Annotated in this window: 16 protein-coding genes and 1 pseudogene; 5 read left to right on the top strand and 12 right to left on the bottom strand. The window is 63.9% G+C overall.

All coding sequences use genetic code 11. The features are described 5' to 3' along the window. Positions 1–16: 16 nt before the first annotated feature. From L867_RS0118265 to L867_RS0118250, 4 genes are read right to left on the bottom strand one after another with little or no spacing between them, the layout of a single operon-like run. On the bottom strand, positions 17–964 hold the full coding sequence (locus tag L867_RS0118265; protein ID WP_028738214.1) for an ABC transporter substrate-binding protein: 948 nt from the start codon (positions 962–964) through the stop codon (positions 17–19). 57 nt (positions 965–1,021) lie between these two features. Next, positions 1,022–2,014, bottom strand: a complete 993-nt coding sequence (locus L867_RS0118260) for an ABC transporter permease (RefSeq protein WP_028738213.1) — start codon at positions 2,012–2,014, stop codon at positions 1,022–1,024. Continuing rightward, positions 2,011–3,531 (bottom strand): sugar ABC transporter ATP-binding protein, encoded by a 1,521-nt coding sequence (locus tag L867_RS0118255; protein ID WP_028738212.1) that lies wholly within the window; start codon positions 3,529–3,531, stop codon positions 2,011–2,013. The genes L867_RS0118260 and L867_RS0118255 overlap by 4 nt, the downstream gene beginning before the upstream one ends. Beyond that, entirely contained in the window at positions 3,528–4,532 is a 1,005-nt protein-coding gene (locus tag L867_RS0118250) for a zinc-binding alcohol dehydrogenase family protein (protein WP_104367960.1), read from the bottom strand. The genes L867_RS0118255 and L867_RS0118250 overlap by 4 nt, the downstream gene beginning before the upstream one ends. 107 nt (positions 4,533–4,639) lie before the next feature. On the opposite strand from L867_RS0118250, the gene L867_RS0118245 reads away from it, so the two are divergent. Further along, on the top strand, positions 4,640–5,542 hold the full coding sequence (locus tag L867_RS0118245) for a GntR family transcriptional regulator (RefSeq protein WP_028738210.1): 903 nt from the start codon (positions 4,640–4,642) through the stop codon (positions 5,540–5,542). On the opposite strand, the gene L867_RS0118240 is transcribed toward L867_RS0118245, so the two are convergent. Then, a complete protein-coding gene (locus L867_RS0118240) occupies positions 5,526–6,644 on the bottom strand; it encodes a mannitol dehydrogenase family protein (RefSeq protein WP_037173799.1) in 1,119 nt (372 codons plus the stop codon). The two genes, L867_RS0118245 and L867_RS0118240, sit on opposite strands and share 17 nt — an antisense overlap. 453 nt (positions 6,645–7,097) lie before the next feature. On the opposite strand from L867_RS0118240, the gene L867_RS0118230 reads away from it, so the two are divergent. The 4 genes and pseudogenes from L867_RS0118230 to L867_RS27060 all read left to right on the top strand — a co-directional run. Continuing rightward, positions 7,098–8,984 carry a sigma-54-dependent Fis family transcriptional regulator gene (locus tag L867_RS0118230; RefSeq protein WP_037173793.1) on the top strand — a complete coding sequence of 629 codons (1,887 nt, stop codon included), beginning with the start codon at positions 7,098–7,100 and terminating at the stop codon, positions 8,982–8,984. 163 nt (positions 8,985–9,147) lie between these two features. Next, positions 9,148–10,221: a 2,3-butanediol dehydrogenase gene (locus L867_RS0118225; protein ID WP_028738207.1), complete on the top strand. Its 1,074-nt coding sequence runs from the start codon at positions 9,148–9,150 to the stop codon at positions 10,219–10,221. Between the two features lie 119 nt (positions 10,222–10,340). After that, on the top strand, positions 10,341–12,143 hold the full coding sequence (locus L867_RS0118220) for an NAD(P)/FAD-dependent oxidoreductase (RefSeq protein ID WP_028738206.1): 1,803 nt from the start codon (positions 10,341–10,343) through the stop codon (positions 12,141–12,143). A gap of 343 nt (positions 12,144–12,486) precedes the next feature. Then, positions 12,487–12,678 (top strand): annotated as a pseudogene (locus L867_RS27060) (SDR family oxidoreductase); the annotation flags it as partial. A 250-nt stretch (positions 12,679–12,928) separates the two neighbouring features. On the opposite strand, the gene L867_RS0118210 reads toward L867_RS27060, so the two are convergent. Genes L867_RS0118210 through nifE form a run of 7 tightly spaced genes read right to left on the bottom strand, consistent with a single transcriptional unit; the run spans position 12,929 to position 17,985 of the window. Further along, entirely contained in the window at positions 12,929–13,555 is a 627-nt protein-coding gene (locus L867_RS0118210) for a nitrogen fixation protein NifQ (RefSeq protein ID WP_028738205.1), read from the bottom strand. A 39-nt stretch (positions 13,556–13,594) separates the two neighbouring features. Further along, the gene (fdxB, locus tag L867_RS0118205) at positions 13,595–13,918 is read right to left on the bottom strand and encodes a ferredoxin III, nif-specific (RefSeq protein WP_028738204.1); all 324 of its coding nucleotides are present in this window, start codon (positions 13,916–13,918) and stop codon (positions 13,595–13,597) included. Beyond that, positions 13,918–14,118, bottom strand: a complete 201-nt coding sequence (locus L867_RS0118200) for a CCE_0567 family metalloprotein (RefSeq protein ID WP_028738203.1) — start codon at positions 14,116–14,118, stop codon at positions 13,918–13,920. The genes fdxB and L867_RS0118200 overlap by 1 nt, the downstream gene beginning before the upstream one ends. A gap of 15 nt (positions 14,119–14,133) precedes the next feature. Continuing rightward, on the bottom strand, positions 14,134–14,616 hold the full coding sequence (locus tag L867_RS0118195) for a NifX-associated nitrogen fixation protein (protein ID WP_028738202.1): 483 nt from the start codon (positions 14,614–14,616) through the stop codon (positions 14,134–14,136). A 15-nt stretch (positions 14,617–14,631) separates the two neighbouring features. Further along, positions 14,632–15,129 (bottom strand): nitrogen fixation protein NifX, encoded by a 498-nt coding sequence (nifX, locus tag L867_RS0118190; RefSeq protein ID WP_028738201.1) that lies wholly within the window; start codon positions 15,127–15,129, stop codon positions 14,632–14,634. Continuing rightward, the gene (nifN, locus tag L867_RS0118185) at positions 15,095–16,477 is read right to left on the bottom strand and encodes a nitrogenase iron-molybdenum cofactor biosynthesis protein NifN (RefSeq protein WP_028738200.1); all 1,383 of its coding nucleotides are present in this window, start codon (positions 16,475–16,477) and stop codon (positions 15,095–15,097) included. The genes nifX and nifN overlap by 35 nt, the downstream gene beginning before the upstream one ends. Beyond that, the gene (gene nifE, locus L867_RS25680; protein ID WP_084638620.1) at positions 16,477–17,985 is read right to left on the bottom strand and encodes a nitrogenase iron-molybdenum cofactor biosynthesis protein NifE; all 1,509 of its coding nucleotides are present in this window, start codon (positions 17,983–17,985) and stop codon (positions 16,477–16,479) included. The genes nifN and nifE overlap by 1 nt, the downstream gene beginning before the upstream one ends. Between the last annotated feature and the right edge of the window lie 25 nt (positions 17,986–18,010).

Raw genomic sequence — 18,010 nt, 5'->3', positions numbered from 1 at the left:
CAGGCCTCGACCGACCTCAGTCGTAGAGGACCGCTGCGATTTCCGGCGCGTCGATGTTGGTCTTGTCATACCAGGCGAAGCCCGAATCGACGGTGCCGGCCAGTTTCTCGCCCTTGACCGCAGCGATTGCAGCCTTGACGGTTTCATAGCCGATGCCGACAGGGTTCTGGGTGATCGCGCCGGCCATCTCGCCCGCACGGATCGCATCCTTCTGCAGCTTGCCCGAGTCATAGCCGATCACGATGACGCCGGTCTTGCCGGTCTCTTTCACCGCGTTCAGCACACCGATGGCCGAGCCCTCATTGGCACCGAAAATGCCCTTGATGTCGGAATGAGCGGTCAGGATCGCCTTGGTGATCTCGGTCGACTGCAATTGGTCGCCGGCACCGTACTGGATGTCGACGATTTCGATGTTCGGATAGGCTTCCTTGACGCGGTTGACGAAGCCATCGCGGCGGTCGATGCCGGTGCGCGAGGTCTGGTCATGCACCACGAGCGCCACCTTGCCGGATCCGCCGATCAGCTCGGCCATCTTGTCGGCGGCCAGCGCCGCAGCGGCGAGGTTGTTGGTGGTCACGGTGGTGGCCGGAATATCGCTGTCGACGCCCGAGTCGAAGGCGATGATCGGGATGCCCGCATCCTGTGCCTGCTTCAGAAGCGGCGTCGCCGCCTGGCTGTCCAGTGCGGCAAAGCCGATGGCGGCGGGCTTCTTGGCCAGGGCGGCAGCCAGCATGTCCATCTGCTTGTCGACCTGAGCTTCGGTATCGGGGCCCTCGAACGTGACCTCCACGCCGAACTCGGTCGCCGCCTTGTCGGCACCGGCCTTCACGGCCTGCCAGAACTGATGCTGGAAGCCTTTCGAGATCAGCGGAATGTAAAGCTTGTCCTGCGCCAGGGCCATGCCGCTGGATGCAATCAGGCTGCCTGCACAAAGCGCAGCCATCAGCGCTCTTCTGTTCAACATAGTGTTCTCCTTGAGGTTTTGACGTTGGATATCGGAACGTTGCCCGTTCTCTTTCAGTTAGCCGGCACGCCGCCGGCGAAGCATGTCCGCGTAGACGGCGGCGATGATGATGACGCCCGTAACCACGGTCTGCCATTCCTGCGCCACCGACATGATACGAAGTCCGTTGAGCAGCACGCTCATGATCAGCGCGCCGATGATGGTGCCGAGGATCGAGCCGCGCCCACCGGCCAGCGAGGTTCCCCCGATCACCACGGCGGCGATGGCGTCCAGCTCATAGCCAAGCCCCAGAGCCGGCTGCGCCGAATTCAGCCGCGAGGCGATCAGCAGCCCGGCTATGCCGCAGATGCCGCCGGCCAGCGCATAGATCGCCACCTTCCAGCCATCGGCATTCACGCCCGAAAGCCGCACCGCCTCCTCGTTCGACCCCAGCGCAAAGCAATAGCGTCCGAGCGTCGTGCGGTTCAGCACCCACGAAATCGCCAGCGCCAGGATGAAGAGCACCAACACTCCGTTAGGCACCGGCAGACCGGGCACCACGGCCCCGATCAGCGATCCGGTCGAGAGCAGCGGAAAGCTCGGCGTGTCGTTGAAATAGATCGGCTTGGTCCCCGAAATTACGAGCGACAGGCCCTTGAGGATCAGCATCATGCCCAGCGTGGCGATGAAGGGCGGGATCTTCATACGAGCAATCAGCGAGCCCGAAATGAAGCCGCAGGCCGCCCCGGCAGCGATGGCGGCGACGATGCCGAGCGGCATCGCGAGCCCCCACATGGTCAGGACCACCCCGGCGATCACGGCGGTGAACGTCATCAGCGTGCCGACAGACAGGTCGATACCGCCGGTGATGATGACCAGCGTCGCGGCAATGGCCAGCACGCCGTTGACGCTGGTGGCCTGCAGGATGGCCAGGATGTTGGCGGTCTGCAGGAAGTTGGGCGAAGCCAGCGAGAAGAATACCAGGAGCGCGATCAGGCTGGCGAAGGCCAGAACCTTCTGTTGCGCTCCCGAACCCATCAGGCGAGGCTTGGCGGCGAGGGTTGCGGTCATGCGGATGCTCCTTCGGATATCGTGTCGCGCTGGGTCGCCAGGCGCATGATTTCTTGCTGGCTGGTGGCAGGGCCGCCGGGCAGGATGCCGGTCAGCCGCCCCTCGCACATCACGGCGATGCGATGCGACAGGCGCAGCACCTCGGGCAGTTCCGAGGAAATGACGATGATGGCCTTGCCCGCTGCCGCCAGGCTTTGCAGCAGACGGTAGATCTCGGCCTTGGCCCCGACATCGATGCCGCGCGTCGGCTCGTCGAAGATCAGGATGTCACAGTCGCGCAGCAGCCATTTGGCGATGACCACCTTCTGCTGGTTGCCGCCCGACAAAAGCCGAACCTCCTGCCGGTCCGACGGGGTGCGGATGGCAAGGCTTTGGATATAGTCGGCGGCCACCCGGGCGAGCGCCGGTTCGTCCACCCGAAGGAAGCTATCCGAGAACCGCTCGAGCGAGGTCAGCGCGATGTTGCCGCGCACGTCGATGCCGAGCGCCAGCCCGAAATGCTTGCGGTCCTCGGACAGGTAGCCAATGCCCGCCGCCACCGCATCGCGGGGGCTGCGGATCGGGCAGTGCCGACCGTGAACCACGATCTCGCCTGCCTCGCGCGGATCGGCGCCGAAGATGACGCGGGCCACCTCGGTGCGGCCCGCGCCCATCAGCCCGGCAAAGCCGAGGATCTCGCCCTTGCGCAGATCGAAACTGACATCGCGCACCAGCCGCCCGCGCCGCAGCCCGTTGACGGCGAGCGCCACAGGCGCCGCGGACAGGTCGGGAATCTCGGCGGAGGACTGATCGAGTTCGCGGCCCACCATCATGGAAATGATGGTCTCGATCGGCGTTTCAGCGGCCGCCACGGTGCCGACATAGGCGCCGTCACGCATGACCGTCACCCGGTCCGAGATGCGGCGGATCTCGTCCATCTTGTGGCTGATGTAGACCAGTGCCACGCCTTCCGATTTCAGCTGCCGGATGATGGCGAACAGTTCCTCGGTTTCCGCGTCGTTCAGGGCGGCGGTGGGTTCGTCCATGATCAGGATGCGCGAGCGGAACGACAGCGCCTTGGCGATTTCCACCATCTGCTGCTTGGCGATCGTCAGGCTGCGCACCTCGGCCCGCGGATCAAGCGGCACCTTCATTGCGGCAAAGATCGCCTCGGCATCGCGGTTCAGTTGCGCCTCGTCCAGCACGCCCCAGCGGCTGCGCGGTTCGCGGCCGATGAAGATGTTCTGCGCAACCGTCAGGTCGGGCATCAGCGCCAGTTCCTGGTGGATGATGCCGATGCCCTGCGCCTGCGCCGCGCGGGGTCCGGCGATGCGCACCTCTGCACCGTTGACGTTGATGCTGCCGCTGTCGGGCGCATAGATGCCGGACAGGATCTTCATCAGCGTCGATTTGCCCGCCCCGTTCTCCCCCATCAGGGCATGAACCTCGCCGGCCATCAGATCGAACCGCGCCGCGCGCAGGGCGTGAACCCCGGGGAAGCGCTTTTCGATGGCGCTCATGCGGATGACTTCGGTCATGGCCCGGTGCCCAGGATGACGATGGCCTTGATCAGGCGGCCCCGATCGGCCGCCAGCTCCGGCAGTCGTCCCGGCACGTCGGCCAGCGCAATCCGCTCCGAAAGCAGCGCATCGGCCCGCACCGCGCCGGAGCGCAACGCCGCCATCACCACTTCGAAGTCTTCCGCCGTGGCATTGCGCGAGCCGATCAGCCGCGCTTCGCGCTTGTGAAACTCGGGGTCGGAAAAGGTGATGCGATCCTGCACGACCGAAATGAGGACATAGGAGCCGCCGTGGGCGACATGGGCAAAGCCAGCCTCCATCGCGCCGGCATGGCCGGTCGCGTCGAAGACGACGTCGAAGCCTTCGGCATGGTCGGGGCCAAGGGCCGAATGCAGATGCTCGAAGCCAAATGCCGCGGCCTGCTCCAGACGGGCGGGCGTGGTGTCCAGCAGATGCACCTCGGCACCGCGCATTCGGGCGAAAAGCGCCGCGCCAAGACCGATCGGCCCCGCCCCGGTCACCAGGACCCGGTCGCCCGCCATGACCTCGCCGCGTCGCACCGCGTGCGCGCCGATGGCCAGAAACTCGACCATCGCCGCCGCTTCGAGCGGCAGGTCGCCCGCTGGATAGAGATTGGAGGCCGGAACCGCGATACGGGCGCACATGCCGCCGTCGCGATGCACGCCCAGCACCTCGATCCGGGTGCAGCAATTGGGTTTGCCGCGCAGGCAGGCCCGGCAATGACCGCACGAGATATAGGGGTTGATCACCACGGGCACGCCACGGTCCCAACCGGCGGCCGCGACGGCCACGCGGCCCGAAAGCTCGTGACCGATGACCCGGGGATAGCTCAGATAGGGCTGCTTGCCCGTGAAGATATGGTAGTCGGTGCCGCAAAGCCCCGCCGCCGCGATATCGACCAGCACCCAGCCGTCAGGCGCCGTCTGCGGCACGGGTGCCGCCACCAGTTCGAAGCGACCCGGCGTAATGCAGGTGCCGCAGAGCATCATCTCGGCCATTCCAGCGCCTCCCCTCGCCTTTGGACTTTTATCATAAAGAACACTAGACGGCGGATGCGCGACATGTAAATTGTTTTTAATAGATTAAAACAAAAGAACAGGACGCCATGGCCCGCACCGATGTCCGATTTCGCGCTGCCTATAATCAGACGGTGGATCAACTGGCCGGTCAGTCCCCCGGCGAGCCGCTGCCGTCCGAGCTGAAGCTGGCCAAGGCGCTGAAGGTCAGCCGAACCGTGGTGCGCGGCGTGCTGAAACGGCTGGCCGAAGAAGGAATCATCGGGCTGGACGGGCGCGAAAAATCGCTGTTGCGGGCCACGACCGAGGCCGACCGCCTCCCCGAGCGCGAGGAATACATCTCGTTGCGAGAGCTGGAGGGGCGGTTTCTGGACTGGGTGCTGCGCTTTGACGTTCCCGCCGGCACACCGCTGAACGTGGCGCAATTGGCCAAGCAGTTCTCGGTTCCGCCCCATCTGTTGCAGGAATTTCTCGCCAGCCTGGATCATTTCGGCCTGGTCGAGCGGCGCCCGCGCGGCGGCTGGCGGCTTCTGGGCTTCACCGGCGACTATGCGGTGGAACTGTCCGAGTTCCGCACCCTGCTTGAGGTCAATGCCGCCCGCACCGTCAGCGCCTTACCCGAAACCCACCCCGTCTGGGCCGCCCTTGACGCGCTGGAGAGCGAGCACCTGCAGCTCCTGGACCGCATCGACACGGACTTCCGCGACTTCTCACGCCTGGACGAAAAGTTCCACGCCACCATCAACGCCGTGGTGAAAAACCGTTTCGTGGCCGACTTCCAAAAGGTTATCTCGCTGATTTTTCACTATCACTATCAATGGGATAAACAGCGTGAGCGCGACCGCAACAAGGCCGCCGTAAACGAGCATCTCCGCATCATCGCAGCGATGCGCTCACGCGATGCCGACGCCGCGCAGGCAGCGGTCCAGGCCCATCTGGCGACCTCGAAGGAAACCCTGCTCGCCTCGCTGCGGGTCAATCACCTGGGGTAGGCTGGGGGCTGTGCCCTGCCAGTGCCTGCAGTTGCGGGCAGTCGCTTCCCGACCAGCGCAGGAAAGCTCCGATCCGGCGGCTGACCTTTTCGGCGTGGTTCTGGGCGATGTCGGACAGCCTGTGGTCGAGAAAGGGATTGGCAAAGCGGTCGAGGGTAGCCGCGACATAGGCCGGCGCCTCGGCAAAGCCCCGGGCGGCAAAGCCGGGCAGGACCTCATGCGTGTAGAGCGCCAGCAGCCGGGCGCGGATCGCAGGGTCGGCCATCAGCTCGCGCACGAAGGTTTCCGCCCCGCCCCGCGCCTGCCAATCGGCCACCAGCCAGGTATGGCCGAGGTTGAGGATATGCAGTTTGAGTTTCTCGATCCGGTCAAGGTCGGCCACCACCTGCACCGCCGGGTGACGACAGGGCAGCACCAACCCCGGGCAGTCCTCGATCGCCCACAGCGCATAGGGTTCGGCCACTGCACCCGCCGGCTCCAGTGGGGCCGAAACGATGCGGTCCACCAGGGAATTGACGAAACGCACCTCGCGGCCAATCCAGTCGGCAAGGCCGGGGTCCAGTGGCGCGGCAAGCGCCAGCACACGGGCGCGCAGCGTCTCGCCATTGCGGGCGATCAGTTCGGTCGGCATCACTTGCACGGGGCGCCCTCCGGCGCGGAAACGCGCGCGCAGAAGCTGGGTCAGCTTGGCAGGATAAGACATGGCCTGGTCAAACTCCGGACCGCTGTCGGCGGGCTGCACGGTCCAGCCGGACTCGCTGGTGTTCGACAGGACGATTTCGGCCTCTTCAGCCGCGATCCGGCAGATCTCGGACCAATCCTCGGCCGTTGTCAGCGCCCGGCGGATCGACGTGACGCGGGTCTCGAACGACACCGTCTGCCCGTCCTCCAGTCCCTGCACCCGCACCGCGAACCCGTCCTGCGCCGCGAGCGCCGCCAACCGCCCGCGCCGCCCGGCATCGCCCGAGGATTGCACTACCGTGACCGGGCCAAGCGCCCTGCCCTGCGCCAGCGCCTCGGACAGGAACAGGTCGGCATGAGCCTGCAGGAACCGGCTGGTGCCGAATTGCAGGATGGGCGTGATCGGCAGGCTGGTTGTCATGGCGTCCTCCACTCCCGAATGTTTTTTATCATTACAAACACAGAGTCAAGCCGGCAGAAGCGGCATTTGATCGACACGCGGACGCGTTAGCTGTCGCCAAAGGTCGATCCGCTGGTCCGCCCGGCGCGGTCGTTCAGCCCCGCGCCATCGCGATGGCTTCCTTGAGCCTTTTCTCGTCCGGTACGCCGGGATAAGGACGCGAACCGATGACGAAGGACGGCGGGCCGCAGGTGCGGATCAAAGCGTCCATCGCCTTCCCATACTGGCCGGTCCGGGCTCGTCCAACAGAGCCCTCGCGCGAGCTGGCCCATTTTTCATCGCGAATGGCGGCCTGCATCTCACAAGCGTGACGGATGAAGGTCGAAATGCGCCGAAGGATTAGGCACCCCGGGCAATTGCGGCTATGATCGCTTGGACGATCACGGGAGGCGGCCCTCAAGAGCCGGTGATTTGATGGGTTTTGCGGATCACGTTAAGGAAATCGAGCGCGTCGGACGGGGAAGCAATACGGGACGCGACGCCATTGTCGTGGAATCCTGGCGGCGATGCCTGGAGACCTATCAGCTCGATCCGGCAAAGGCGCGCGAGGCGGTCATCGTCTCGCAAACGCGGCTGCGCGAACATCGCCAGCAGGCGGAAGACCTCGTGCACATCGCCCGCTCAGGTCTGGAGCGGCTCTACCGCCAGGTTGCCGAGCAGAACTACGTTCTCCTGCTCTCCGACCGTCAGGGCGTCACCGTCGAATTCCTGGGCGATCCCTCCTTCAACAACAACCTGCGCAAGGCAGGCCTCTATCTCGGCTCCGAATGGGCCGAGCCCCGCGCCGGCACCTGCGCCGTTGGCGCCTGCATCGCCACCGGCGAGGCGCTGACCATCCATCAAACCGATCACTTCGACATCACCCATACGCCGCTCTCCTGCACCGCCGCGCCGATCTACGACACGCAAGGAGCCTTGGCGGCCGTCCTCGACATCTCGCTCCTGAGCTCGCCGATCCTGAAGGCGAGCCAGAACATGGCGCGCCATCTCGTCTCTTCCACCGTGCGGCGCATCGAGCTCGCCAACCTCATGGCGAACAGCCGCCACGATCTGGTGCTGCGCTTTGCCGGCGCCCCGGAGTTCCTCGACGTCGACCCGGAAGCGGCGATTTCCGCCGACGGCGGGGGCCACATTACCGGCATGACCCATGGCGGCGCGCGGCTTCTTGCCGCCTCGCGCGGGCTCGACTGGCGCAGGCCCGAACTTCTGATCGGCCAACTGGTCACCGACTTTTTCGAAGCAGGCCTCGACGAACTCGCCTCCCTCACCCGCGCCAGCCTGCCGCAAGACCGGCGGATTGCCGTGCGCGACGGGTCGATGCTCTTTGCCCATGCCATCGAGCCGCAGCAGCGCACGGTCGGCGTGCCGCTTGCACGCCCGTCCCGGCAACCGCCGGCCATGAACAGGCTGGGCGGTAACGTTCCGGCAGTCGACAACCTCAGGCGCAAGGTGACAAAGCTTGCGCCGAGCGGACTGCCGATCCTGCTTCAGGGTGAGACCGGAACCGGCAAGGAATATCTGGCTCGCATCGTTCACGAGGTGAGTGGGCTTTCCGGCCGCTTCGTTGCGGTCAATTGCGCGGCCATCCCCGAACAGCTCATCGAGAGCGAATTGTTCGGCCATGCGCCGGGAGCCTTTACCGGCGCGCTCGCCAAGGGGCGGAAAGGGCTGGTCGAGGAAGCGCAGGGCGGAACGCTGTTCCTCGACGAAATCGGCGACATGCCCTATTCTGCGCAAAGTCGCTTGCTCAGGGTTTTGGCCGAAGGCGAGGTCCTGCCCGTAGGCGGCACGGTCCCGCGCAGGGTTGATTTCCGTATCATTTCGGCGTCGCATCGGTCGCTGGTCGACATGGTCGCGGCCGGCGCGTTCCGCCAAGACCTCTATTACCGGCTGAACGCCGCCGTGCTTTCCCTGCCGCCGCTTTGCCAGCGCGAGGACCTGCCCTGGCTGCTCGAACGGCTACTCGAAAAGCATGGAACGGCGGCCCGACCGCTCAGGCTTTCAAGCGCCGCAAGACGGCTGGTTCTCAACTATGCCTGGCCGGGCAATATCCGCGAGCTGGACAATGCCATCGCCTTTGCCGCAGCGCTCTGTGACGACGGCCTGGTCGAGGTGGCGGACCTGCCGGACCAACTGTCGGGCATGTCGTCTATCCTCAGCGACGACAGCCCCGAAGCCGACCTCAGGGCAGTGCTTGTCGCCTGCAAGGGCAATGTCTCTGAGGCTGCTCGCCGGCTCGGCATCGATCGCACGACCTTGCATCGCCGCATGAGACGGTTTCGCCTGGACCGTCCTCATTGAGCGCCACACTGCGGCATCTGCCACACCTGTTGCGCCACAGCTGTGGCGTATCACGCCGGCGTCATCACTGAAAGCTGAGTGATTTCAACCTTTCGCGGCGGCGCGCCCCGCTGGCATGCGCGTTGCTGCTCTCTTGGCAGCAACAGCAGCCAATGGAGGAAACATGCGCGCACTCAGATTTCACGCAGCCAAGGACCTGCGGCTCGACGACATCCCCGAGCCGAAGCAGCCGGGGCCGGGGCAGGTTCTTGTGCGCAACCGCTTCGTCGGCATCTGCGGAACCGATCTTCACGAATACAGCTACGGCCCGATCTTCATCCCCAAGGAGCCGCATCCCTTCACCGGCGCGCATGGCCCGCAGGTCCTCGGCCATGAATTCGGCGGCGTCGTCGAGGCCGTTGGCGAGGGCGTGACGTCTGTTGCTGTCGGCGATCGCGTCTCGATCCAGCCGCTCGTCATGCCGCGATCGGGCGACTACTTCGCCGATCGCGGCCTTTTCCATCTGAGCACGCAGCTGGCCCTTGTCGGACTAAGCTGGGATGGCGGCGGCATGGCGGAAGCCGCTCTTGTCAACGAATACAATGTCCAGAAAATCCCGGACGAGATGACCGACGAGGAGGCCGCACTCGTCGAACCGACGGCCGTTGCCGTCTATGCCTGCGATCGCGGCGGCGTCACCGCCGGCAACAGCGTTCTGGTGACGGGCGCCGGGCCGATCGGCATGCTGACCCTGCTCGCCGCCCGCGCGGCCGGCGCCGCCCAGCTCTTCGTCTCCGATCTCAATGATGCCCGGCTCGAGCTTGCCAGAAGCGTGCTGCCCGACGTCATCACGATCAACCCGAAGCGCGACAATGTCGGCGATGTCGTCCGCTCGCAGACGGAGGGACAGGTCGGCTGCGACGTGGCGATCGAATGCGTGGGCAACGAACATGCGCTGAAGGCCTGCGTCGATGCCGTGCGCAAACAGGGCGTGGTCGTCCAGACCGGGCTGCACCCGCACGAAAATCCGATCGATTGGTTCCAGGTGACGTTCCGCGACCTCGAGGTCAAGGGCTCCTGGGCCTATCCAACGCATTACTGGCCGCGCGTCATCCGTCTGATCGCCTCGGGCCTGCTGCCGGCGACCAAGATCGTCACCAAGCGCATCACGCTCGACACGGCGGTGAAGGAGGGCTTCGACGCCCTGCTCGATCCGGCCGGCACCCATCTGAAGATCCTGATCGATCTTTCGAAATAAGCATCCTGGCCAACGCCTGTCCCGGGAGAGGAGCCCGGCCGGCGGAGGCTTTGACGCTTTGCGGAACGCCCCATACGGGCGTTCCATGACCACCCCCAAGCATCCATGGAGGAGAAGAAATGCTTGATATCAGCCCCGGAACCAAGATCGACACGATGCTTTCAAAGCTCGGCCAAGCGCTTGCGAGCGGCGACATCGACGCCGCCGTCAACCTGTTTCAGGCCGATTGCCACTGGCGCGACCTGGTGACTTTCACCTGGAACCTGAAGACGCTCGAAGGCCATGAGCAGATCCGCGACATGCTCACCAGCCAGCTTGCCGCCGCAAGGCCCTCGAACTTTGTGCAGGACACGAAGGAGGCCGCCTCGGAGGCCGGCGGCGTCACCGACGGCTGGTTCGAATTCGAGACGGGGGTCGCGCGCGGCTATGGCCATATCCGCCTGAAGGACGGCCTGATCTGGACGCTGCTCACCACCATGACGGAGCTGAAGGGCCACGAGGAGCCCAAGGGATTTCGCCGTCCGATGGGGGCCGAACACGGCCATGACCGGGATCGCAAGACCTGGAAGGAAAAGCGCGAGATCGAGGCCGCAGAACTGGGCTATTCGGTCCAGCCCGAAGTCGTCATCATCGGCGGCGGCCAGGGCGGCATCGCGCTCGGCGCGCGCCTTCGCCAGCTCGGCGTGCCGACGATCATCATCGAGAAGAACGAGCGCCCCGGCGACAGCTGGCGCAAGCGCTACAAGTCGCTCTGCCTGCACGACCCCATCTGGTACGACCACCTGCCCTACATTCCCTTCCCGGAAAACTGGCCCGTCTTCACCCCGAAGGACAAGGTCGGCGACTGGCTGGAAATGTACACCAAGGTCATGGAGCTGAACTATTGGGGCTCCACCACGGCCAAGTCGGCGCAGTATGACGAGACGACCGGCGAATGGACGGTCACCGTCGAGCATGCCGGCAAGGAGGTGGTGCTGCGGCCGAAGCAACTGGTGCTGGCGACCGGCATGTCCGGCAAGGCCAATGTGCCGAAATTCGCAGGCCAGGATGTCTTCAAGGGCGAGCAGCAGCATTCCTCGCAGCATCCCGGCCCGGATGCCTATGCCGGCAAAAAGGTCGTGGTGATCGGCTCCAACAACTCCGCCCACGATATCTGCGCGGCACTCTGGGAGGCCGGCGCCGACGTCACCATGCTGCAGCGCTCCTCCACCCATATCGTCAAGTCGGATTCGCTGATGGAGATCGGCCTCGGCGATCTCTATTCCGAGCGGGCAGTCCAGGGCGGCATGACGACGCGCAAGGCCGATCTGATCTTCGCCTCCCTGCCCTACCGGATCATGCACGAGTTTCAGATCCCGATTTACGACAAGATCCGTGAAAAGGACGCGGACTTCTATTCAGCGCTCGAAAAGGCCGGCTTCATGCTGGATTTCGGCGACGACGATTCCGGTCTCTTCATGAAATATCTGCGCCGCGGTTCGGGTTATTACATCGATGTCGGGGCCTGCGACCTGGTCATCGACGGTTCGATCAAGCTGAAATCCGGCGTCGACGTCTCGCATTTGACGGAAAACGCCGTGGTGCTGAAGGACGGCACGGAACTGCCCGCCGATCTCGTGGTCTACGCCACCGGCTACGGCTCGATGAACGGCTGGGCGGCCGATCTCATCTCGCGAGAAGTGGCCGACAAGGTCGGAAAATGCTGGGGTCTCGGCTCCAACACGACCAAGGACCCGGGCCCCTGGGAGGGCGAACAGCGCAACATGTGGAAACCGACGCAACAGGAAGCCCTGTGGTTCCACGGCGGCAACCTGCACCAGTCGCGCCACTATTCGCAGTATCTGTCGCTTCAGCTGAAAGCCCGCCAGGTTGGCATTGACACACCTGTCTACGGACTGACCAAACCTCACCACCTGTCGTAAAGCCCATAAGGGCGCCGGCGCAGCCGGCGCCCTTGTTGTGCGTCCGACGATCCTGCGAGGTCCTGAGGATCGAGACGTCGACCTGGGCAGAGGCAGGGAAAGCGAAGGCCAGAAACGCAAAAACCGCCCCCTGGATGGGAGCGGTTAGACTTTTATGTTTGAACTGGTTGCGGGGCCCTGAGCCCACAGAGACTTGTACTAACGCGAAGCTTTCGAACCTCTCCAAAGCAATATTGAGAGATAGGCTTAATTATGGAACTTACGAATCTCAACCGCTGCCTTGTTAAGACGCGTCCCCCTACTAAGCTGTTCTATTGCGGAACCGAAGATCGTCAGGCATCGTCGTGGCCATGGCCACTACGATGCCAGCAAGGCCGGTATCAACGGATTTATCCGGTCGGCTGCGTTGGAATTCTCGTCCTACGGCATCCAGGTCAATGGCGTCGAGCCGGGCAATATTTTGACTGAGGCGATCCAACTGCACCGCAGCAGCACTTTCATCAAGAACATGGAGGATGCGATTCCGCTCGGCCGCTAGAGCAGATCCGATGATTGATGAATCAAACGTGATGTGACGAGAGCGATGTAGGGTCAGATCTTGCCTCCAAAGTTGATCAACTCCGTAACTACTGCAATCTTGACGATCCGGACCACAACTCCCACAGTTCCGGATTGATGTGAGAACAACCTGCCGAAAGACAATGCAAGGACTACTTGCAGGGAGGCACTGGTTGGTCAAACGTCGGTTTTGCCTTGGTGAATGCCATGCGACCGGTGGCGGGAGCTTAGCCCGCAGCGACGACCCCATTCTTCAGCAGTGCCAGTCGGCTCTCGCCCGTCTCCTCCCCGAAACAGGACGTGAAGTCTGTGCAGTCTCGACAGCTTGGCGCAGTGCAGAGCGAAAACCCTTCGGCCTCGCAGAGCTTGCGATAGAAATACTTCTTCCACTTCATGTTTTCGGTATTGCCTTGGGCAAGGGCCGGGAAATGACGGCTCAAGAGGCGCGTCAACTCGGCCCTTTCGAAGAGCCCGAGATCCTGCCAGAGGTGATCGTCCCGCATGGCACGCCTTGCGAGAATACGGGCGAAATAGGCGCTCTTGTCGAGACCGCGATCTGCATGCTGCAGCAACAAGGCATAAAGTAGCTCTTCCTCCTGCGTCCGCTCGGGCTCCTTGCCTGCCGGGTCAAGATCGAAATGATCGAACGATGCGACGGGAAAGCTGATCGCGGTCAACCGCAGGAGGCTCCGAGGTTCAAGGCCGGTGGCTTCGGTCAATGTGTAGCGGCCGGCAAGCACTTCATCGCGCGCGAGAGACAAGACGCAGGCCAGCACATGCTGGTCGAAGGCGGTTTCCGGGTCGATCGCGGGCCATTGGCCGGCGATCAGGCTGGCATAGTGTTCGGCGAACATGGCGTGACCTCCTTTCAGGCGGCTGATCCGAGGCCCACGTTACGCGGCGACAAGCTGGCTCGCCGCCACATGGGTCTGGCAATTCTTCGGACACACACGAGCGCAGGCGCCGCAGCCGATACAGGCGCCGGCCTGGTCGACGACCATGATCATGCGGTTCAGCTCGCCGTCGAAATCATCGTCTTCACCCTCGGCGCAAAGGCCGAGGATCTCGCCCTCGTCATCGACGCCATAGAGATGCATGACGCCGCGCGAGCAGACCTTGAAGCACCGGCCGCAGCCGATGCAGGTCTTGCCATCAATGGCCGTCAGATAGTCCGGCATCCAGCTCGAACCATCACGGCTGGCAAAGGGGCCGGACATCAGGCGCCCTCCATCGCCGCGAGCTCGGCCTTCGCCGCCTCGAGTTCGGCAAAGACGACATAGGTCTTTTCGGCGACCGTGATGATTTCCGCCCAGTTGATCGGCAGGTCCTCGGCCAGATCGTGCAGTTCCATCTTCGCGTTTCCGGCGCGAGAGTTGAGCTTGCGGACCTTCTTCTGCAGCTCTTCGAGTTCCGACATCGCCACCTCCCGCCTTCAGTATTTCGCCACGTCCGGGAATTTCCCGACCATTTCGACCGCGTCCTGCACCAACTTGTTGCCGGCCTCGGCAAGCTTGGAGAGGTTTTCGAAACCGAAGCGGTGCACGTCGCGCAGGGTCTTCAGCACGACGACGAGGCGGCCGGTCGTCAGCAGCACGCGGCCAAATCCCTCATGGCTCATCTTCATCATCGGCGAGGCCATGATTCCGGTCTCCTGCTCGATCGCGAGGCCGACCGCTGAATAGAATATCTCCAGCCGCCACAGCACATCCGGGTCGGGATCGCCGATGATCGGAATCTCCCGGCGCTGCTCCTTCGTCACGATGAAGTCGGTGAGGATGGAGGCATCCGAGCGCCCCTCCCAGGCGTCATAGGTATCCTGCGCGCGCATCAGCCTGACCAGGCATTTCATGAACGGCGTCGCCATGGCGTCGTCGTCGGAGACGACGGTCTTTTCGAGAACGGCAGTCGGGGTCATGGGCAGTCTCCTTTTTCAATCTTCGTCGTCGAAGGACGGCTTGGTGGCGGAAACGCCGGCCTCGGCCAGCACCTTGCGCAGCCAGGGCGGCGGCGCCGTCTTGAGCATGGTCTGGGTGCGGCCCAGCACTTCGTCGATCGAAGAGGGCTGGGGCACCTTGATCGGGTGGATCTTCGCCGAGACGACCTTGGCGGCGGACGGGCCGCCGATCGCCAGGCAGAACAACAGGTGGCACCCCTTGAGCGCCTCGACCTTCGGCGTGATCCGATCGTCGCCCTCGGTCTTGTGCTTGCCGCTCTCGTCGGACACATCGCCGAAGCCGACCGCCTCGACGAAATTCCAGCTTTCGGGCGTCACGTCATAGACCGCAAACAGCTTTGCCGACCCGAAATGGGCATTCAGCCCCTTCATGTCCTGCGTCGCAATCGCGATGCGCAATGCCCCCTTGGGGCGTTCGGGCGCAGGTGCCTGACCCTCGTCAGTGACGAGTGAAAGACGTCGGACAGCTGTCATTGTCGGTCTCCCTGTTGCGGAAAGGATTGAGCCCTTCAGGCGTCGGTTGGTGCTGGTTGGCCTGGAATATATTGGCCGCCTCGAAGATCAGGGCGCGGGCTCCTTCGTAGAGAACGGTCAGTCTGTGCTGGCTGCCGAGCCGGTCGAAGATCGGGAAGCCGACGCGCATCAGCGGCACGCCGAGGCGTTCGGCGGCCTGCCGGCCATGCGAATGGGTGACGATGAGATCGGCGCTTTTTGCCATGGCCTCCAGATCGGCGAGGTCGCCGACCTGAACCACCTCGGACTGGACCTTCGACAGGATGCGGCTGGTGCCGGTGGTGGTGACCGCCGCCGTGATCTCGGCGCCGAGACCGGTGAAGAAGGTCGAGAGCTGATAGAGATGGTCCGGCTCGGCGGCAACAGCGATCCGCTTGCCACCGAAGTGAAAATGGCCGTCCAGCAGCGCATCCTGCAACTGGACCCGTCGGCGGCGGACCTTGGCCGGCACCGGATTGCCGGAAATCATCGCCAGCATGGTGATGAAGCGATCGATCGCCTTCATGCCCGAGAGCTGCTGGAACAGCGCATAGGGCACGCCGGTTCTCGCCTGCAAGGCCTCCGCCGGTCCGCGCATGTGCTCGCCGATGGCGATTGCCTGGAAGCAGGTTCCGAGATCGCGGATGTCCTCGACCTTCGTCCCGCCATAGGTGGTCGGGATCCAGCGCTCCGGTACGGTGCCGTCGAGCGAACCGGAGACATCCGGCAGGATGACCGGTGTCAGGCCGAAACTTTCCACCGTTTCGCGAATATGCTCGATATCGGCCACCGTCAGGTGCCAGCCGGGCAGGATCGCCACCTTTTTCGGATCACGCGCCCGTTCGCCCGCGATCGTCACGCCATCGATCATCGAGGTGACGGCCTTGGCCCAGCCCTCCTCGATCGCGCCATCGAAATCCGGCGTGGTCGACAGCACGACTTCGGTGCCGGCCAGGTCTTCGGCGCGGCGCATCTTGATCGCGGCGACATCGCCGGCGAAGTCCTCGCCGCGCGTTTCCACCAGCGCGGTGGTGCAGATGCCGATCAGCGACGGCTTGGTGCGGGTCTTCAGGTTGAGGATCGCCTCTTCCAGGTGGTCGGCGCCGCCGAGAATGGTCGCCACCTCGTCCATGGCGGTGGTCTGCAGGGGGATGGTTTCCTTGAAATGGCGCACGAACAGCACCAGCGCAAAGGAGGTGCAGCCCTGGCTGCCGTGAAACAGCGGCATGGCGCCATCGACGCCGAGATAGGCGAAGGCGGCGCCCAGCGGCTGCGAGGATTTGAGCGGATTGACCGCCGCGGATTTGGTCTGGTGCAATACGCGGGCCATCAGCATTCTCCCATGTCGTCGGCGGTGGTGGAGGTGAATTTTCGGAAGGCATGGTTTGGTGCCGGCAGCGCGACCTCATCGGTAGGCGGAGACACAACCGCGGCGATTGCGGCCGGATTGCCGTCTCTGTCCCAGGGACAGGGTTGGCGCACCGTCTGCCAGACCGGATTGTGGATGGCGATGTCGATCTGTCGGACGAGTTCCACCATGCCGTCATAGCCGGCATAGGGATGGTGGCGTTCCTGGTTGATATCGAGCCAGGGCATCTTGGCTTTCAGCGCGATGAACTGGGTGCGGCCACCCGACAGCATGATATCGGCCTTGTGCTCGGCCAGCATGGCGTAGAGGTCGCGCGGCGCCATCGAGTCGAACATGTGGTTCTCGTCTTTGAGGATCTGCTTGATGCGCTCCTTGTCCTCGGGCGTCGATTTCTTGACCGAGGTGCCGACGATCTCGATGCCGATTTCCTGCAGTGCATGGACCACCGACCACGACTTCACGCCGCCGGTGTTGAGCAACACGCGCTTGCCTTCAAGACGCGGACGGAATCCCTCGAGCGCGGCCCAGGCGGTGGCCTCCTCCTCCTCGATTAGGGAATCCGTCCGCTCAAGGAGCTCAGGGGGCGCTCCTTGTTGTACGAGCAGGCGGGCAAGTTCCCGGAGCGCCTCGGAGGTATCCCAGATCCCGTAGAACGAGCCTTCGAAATAGGGGATGCCGAAGCGTTCCTCCATCTTGCGGGCCAGATTGATGAGGGCTGTGGAACAGACCATCATCGTCGCCCGGGCGCGGTGGGCGGTGGCGACATCATGGTATCGCGCGTCGCCGGGGATGCAGGCGCGAATGCGCATGCCGAGCTTTTCGAGCAGCGGCTTCACCATCCAGAATTCGCCGGACAGGTTGAACTCACCGAGAATGTTGACGTCATAGGGCGTGACGTCGTCCGGCTCCTCGGTGCCGATCACATGGTCGAGCAGCGCCTCGCCGGCGAGCTTGTTGCCGAGGTTTTTTGACCCGACGAAGCCCGGCGCGTTGACCGGGACCACGGGAAGCCCGAACTTTTCCGCCGCGCGACGGCAGACGGCTTCGATATCGTCGCCGATCAGCGCGGTCACGCAGGTGGAATAGACGAAGATCGCCGGCGGCCCATATCGCTCGGCAATCTCACGGATCGCCCTGAACAGCTTGCGCTCGCCCTGCCCCATGACGATGTCGAGTTCGGTAAGGTCGGTGGTGAAACTGGTGCGCCAGAGGCTCGGACCCGAAGAGGCGGCACCTCGGTTGTCCCAACTATTGCCCTCGCAGGCGAGCGGCGCATGGATCAGATGGGCCACGTCGGTCACGGGCTGCAGCACGATCTTGGCGCCGTCGAAGGCGCAGCCACCGGCAGCAGCCCCCGGCGTCAGCGGCTTGGAACAACCCTTCTTACGGGACTTGGCGTCCTTGCCCTGGTTCTTGTCGCAACCGGGCTCGTTGAACACGTCCTCGATTTTTGCCTTCAATTCGGACATCGCATCTGTCTCCACCGTGAAGTTG

This window comes from Paenirhizobium selenitireducens ATCC BAA-1503, assembly GCF_000518785.1.
GTDB lineage: Bacteria > Pseudomonadota > Alphaproteobacteria > Rhizobiales > Rhizobiaceae > Allorhizobium > Allorhizobium selenitireducens.
The sequence above is the reverse complement of the archived record's forward strand: the minus strand, read 5'-3'. Positions and strand labels throughout refer to the sequence as shown.

What these genes read in the sequence shown, in the direction of transcription:
- L867_RS0118265 (WP_028738214.1), bottom strand. Translation starts at nt 964, where the DNA reads ATGTTGAACAGAAGAGCGCTGATGGCTGCGCTTTGTGCAGGCAGCCTG.
- L867_RS0118260 (WP_028738213.1), bottom strand. Translation starts at nt 2,014, where the DNA reads ATGACCGCAACCCTCGCCGCCAAGCCTCGCCTGATGGGTTCGGGAGCG.
- L867_RS0118255 (WP_028738212.1), bottom strand. Translation starts at nt 3,531, where the DNA reads ATGACCGAAGTCATCCGCATGAGCGCCATCGAAAAGCGCTTCCCCGGG.
- L867_RS0118250 (WP_104367960.1), bottom strand. Translation starts at nt 4,532, where the DNA reads ATGGCCGAGATGATGCTCTGCGGCACCTGCATTACGCCGGGTCGCTTC.
- L867_RS0118245 (WP_028738210.1), top strand. Translation starts at nt 4,640, where the DNA reads ATGGCCCGCACCGATGTCCGATTTCGCGCTGCCTATAATCAGACGGTG.
- L867_RS0118240 (WP_037173799.1), bottom strand. Translation starts at nt 6,644, where the DNA reads ATGACAACCAGCCTGCCGATCACGCCCATCCTGCAATTCGGCACCAGC.
- L867_RS0118230 (WP_037173793.1), top strand. Translation starts at nt 7,098, where the DNA reads ATGGGTTTTGCGGATCACGTTAAGGAAATCGAGCGCGTCGGACGGGGA.
- L867_RS0118225 (WP_028738207.1), top strand. Translation starts at nt 9,148, where the DNA reads ATGCGCGCACTCAGATTTCACGCAGCCAAGGACCTGCGGCTCGACGAC.
- L867_RS0118220 (WP_028738206.1), top strand. Translation starts at nt 10,341, where the DNA reads ATGCTTGATATCAGCCCCGGAACCAAGATCGACACGATGCTTTCAAAG.
- L867_RS0118210 (WP_028738205.1), bottom strand. Translation starts at nt 13,555, where the DNA reads ATGTTCGCCGAACACTATGCCAGCCTGATCGCCGGCCAATGGCCCGCG.
- fdxB (WP_028738204.1), bottom strand. Translation starts at nt 13,918, where the DNA reads ATGTCCGGCCCCTTTGCCAGCCGTGATGGTTCGAGCTGGATGCCGGAC.
- L867_RS0118200 (WP_028738203.1), bottom strand. Translation starts at nt 14,118, where the DNA reads ATGTCGGAACTCGAAGAGCTGCAGAAGAAGGTCCGCAAGCTCAACTCT.
- L867_RS0118195 (WP_028738202.1), bottom strand. Translation starts at nt 14,616, where the DNA reads ATGACCCCGACTGCCGTTCTCGAAAAGACCGTCGTCTCCGACGACGAC.
- nifX (WP_028738201.1), bottom strand. Translation starts at nt 15,129, where the DNA reads ATGACAGCTGTCCGACGTCTTTCACTCGTCACTGACGAGGGTCAGGCA.
- nifN (WP_028738200.1), bottom strand. Translation starts at nt 16,477, where the DNA reads ATGGCCCGCGTATTGCACCAGACCAAATCCGCGGCGGTCAATCCGCTC.
- nifE (WP_084638620.1), bottom strand. Translation starts at nt 17,985, where the DNA reads ATGTCCGAATTGAAGGCAAAAATCGAGGACGTGTTCAACGAGCCCGGT.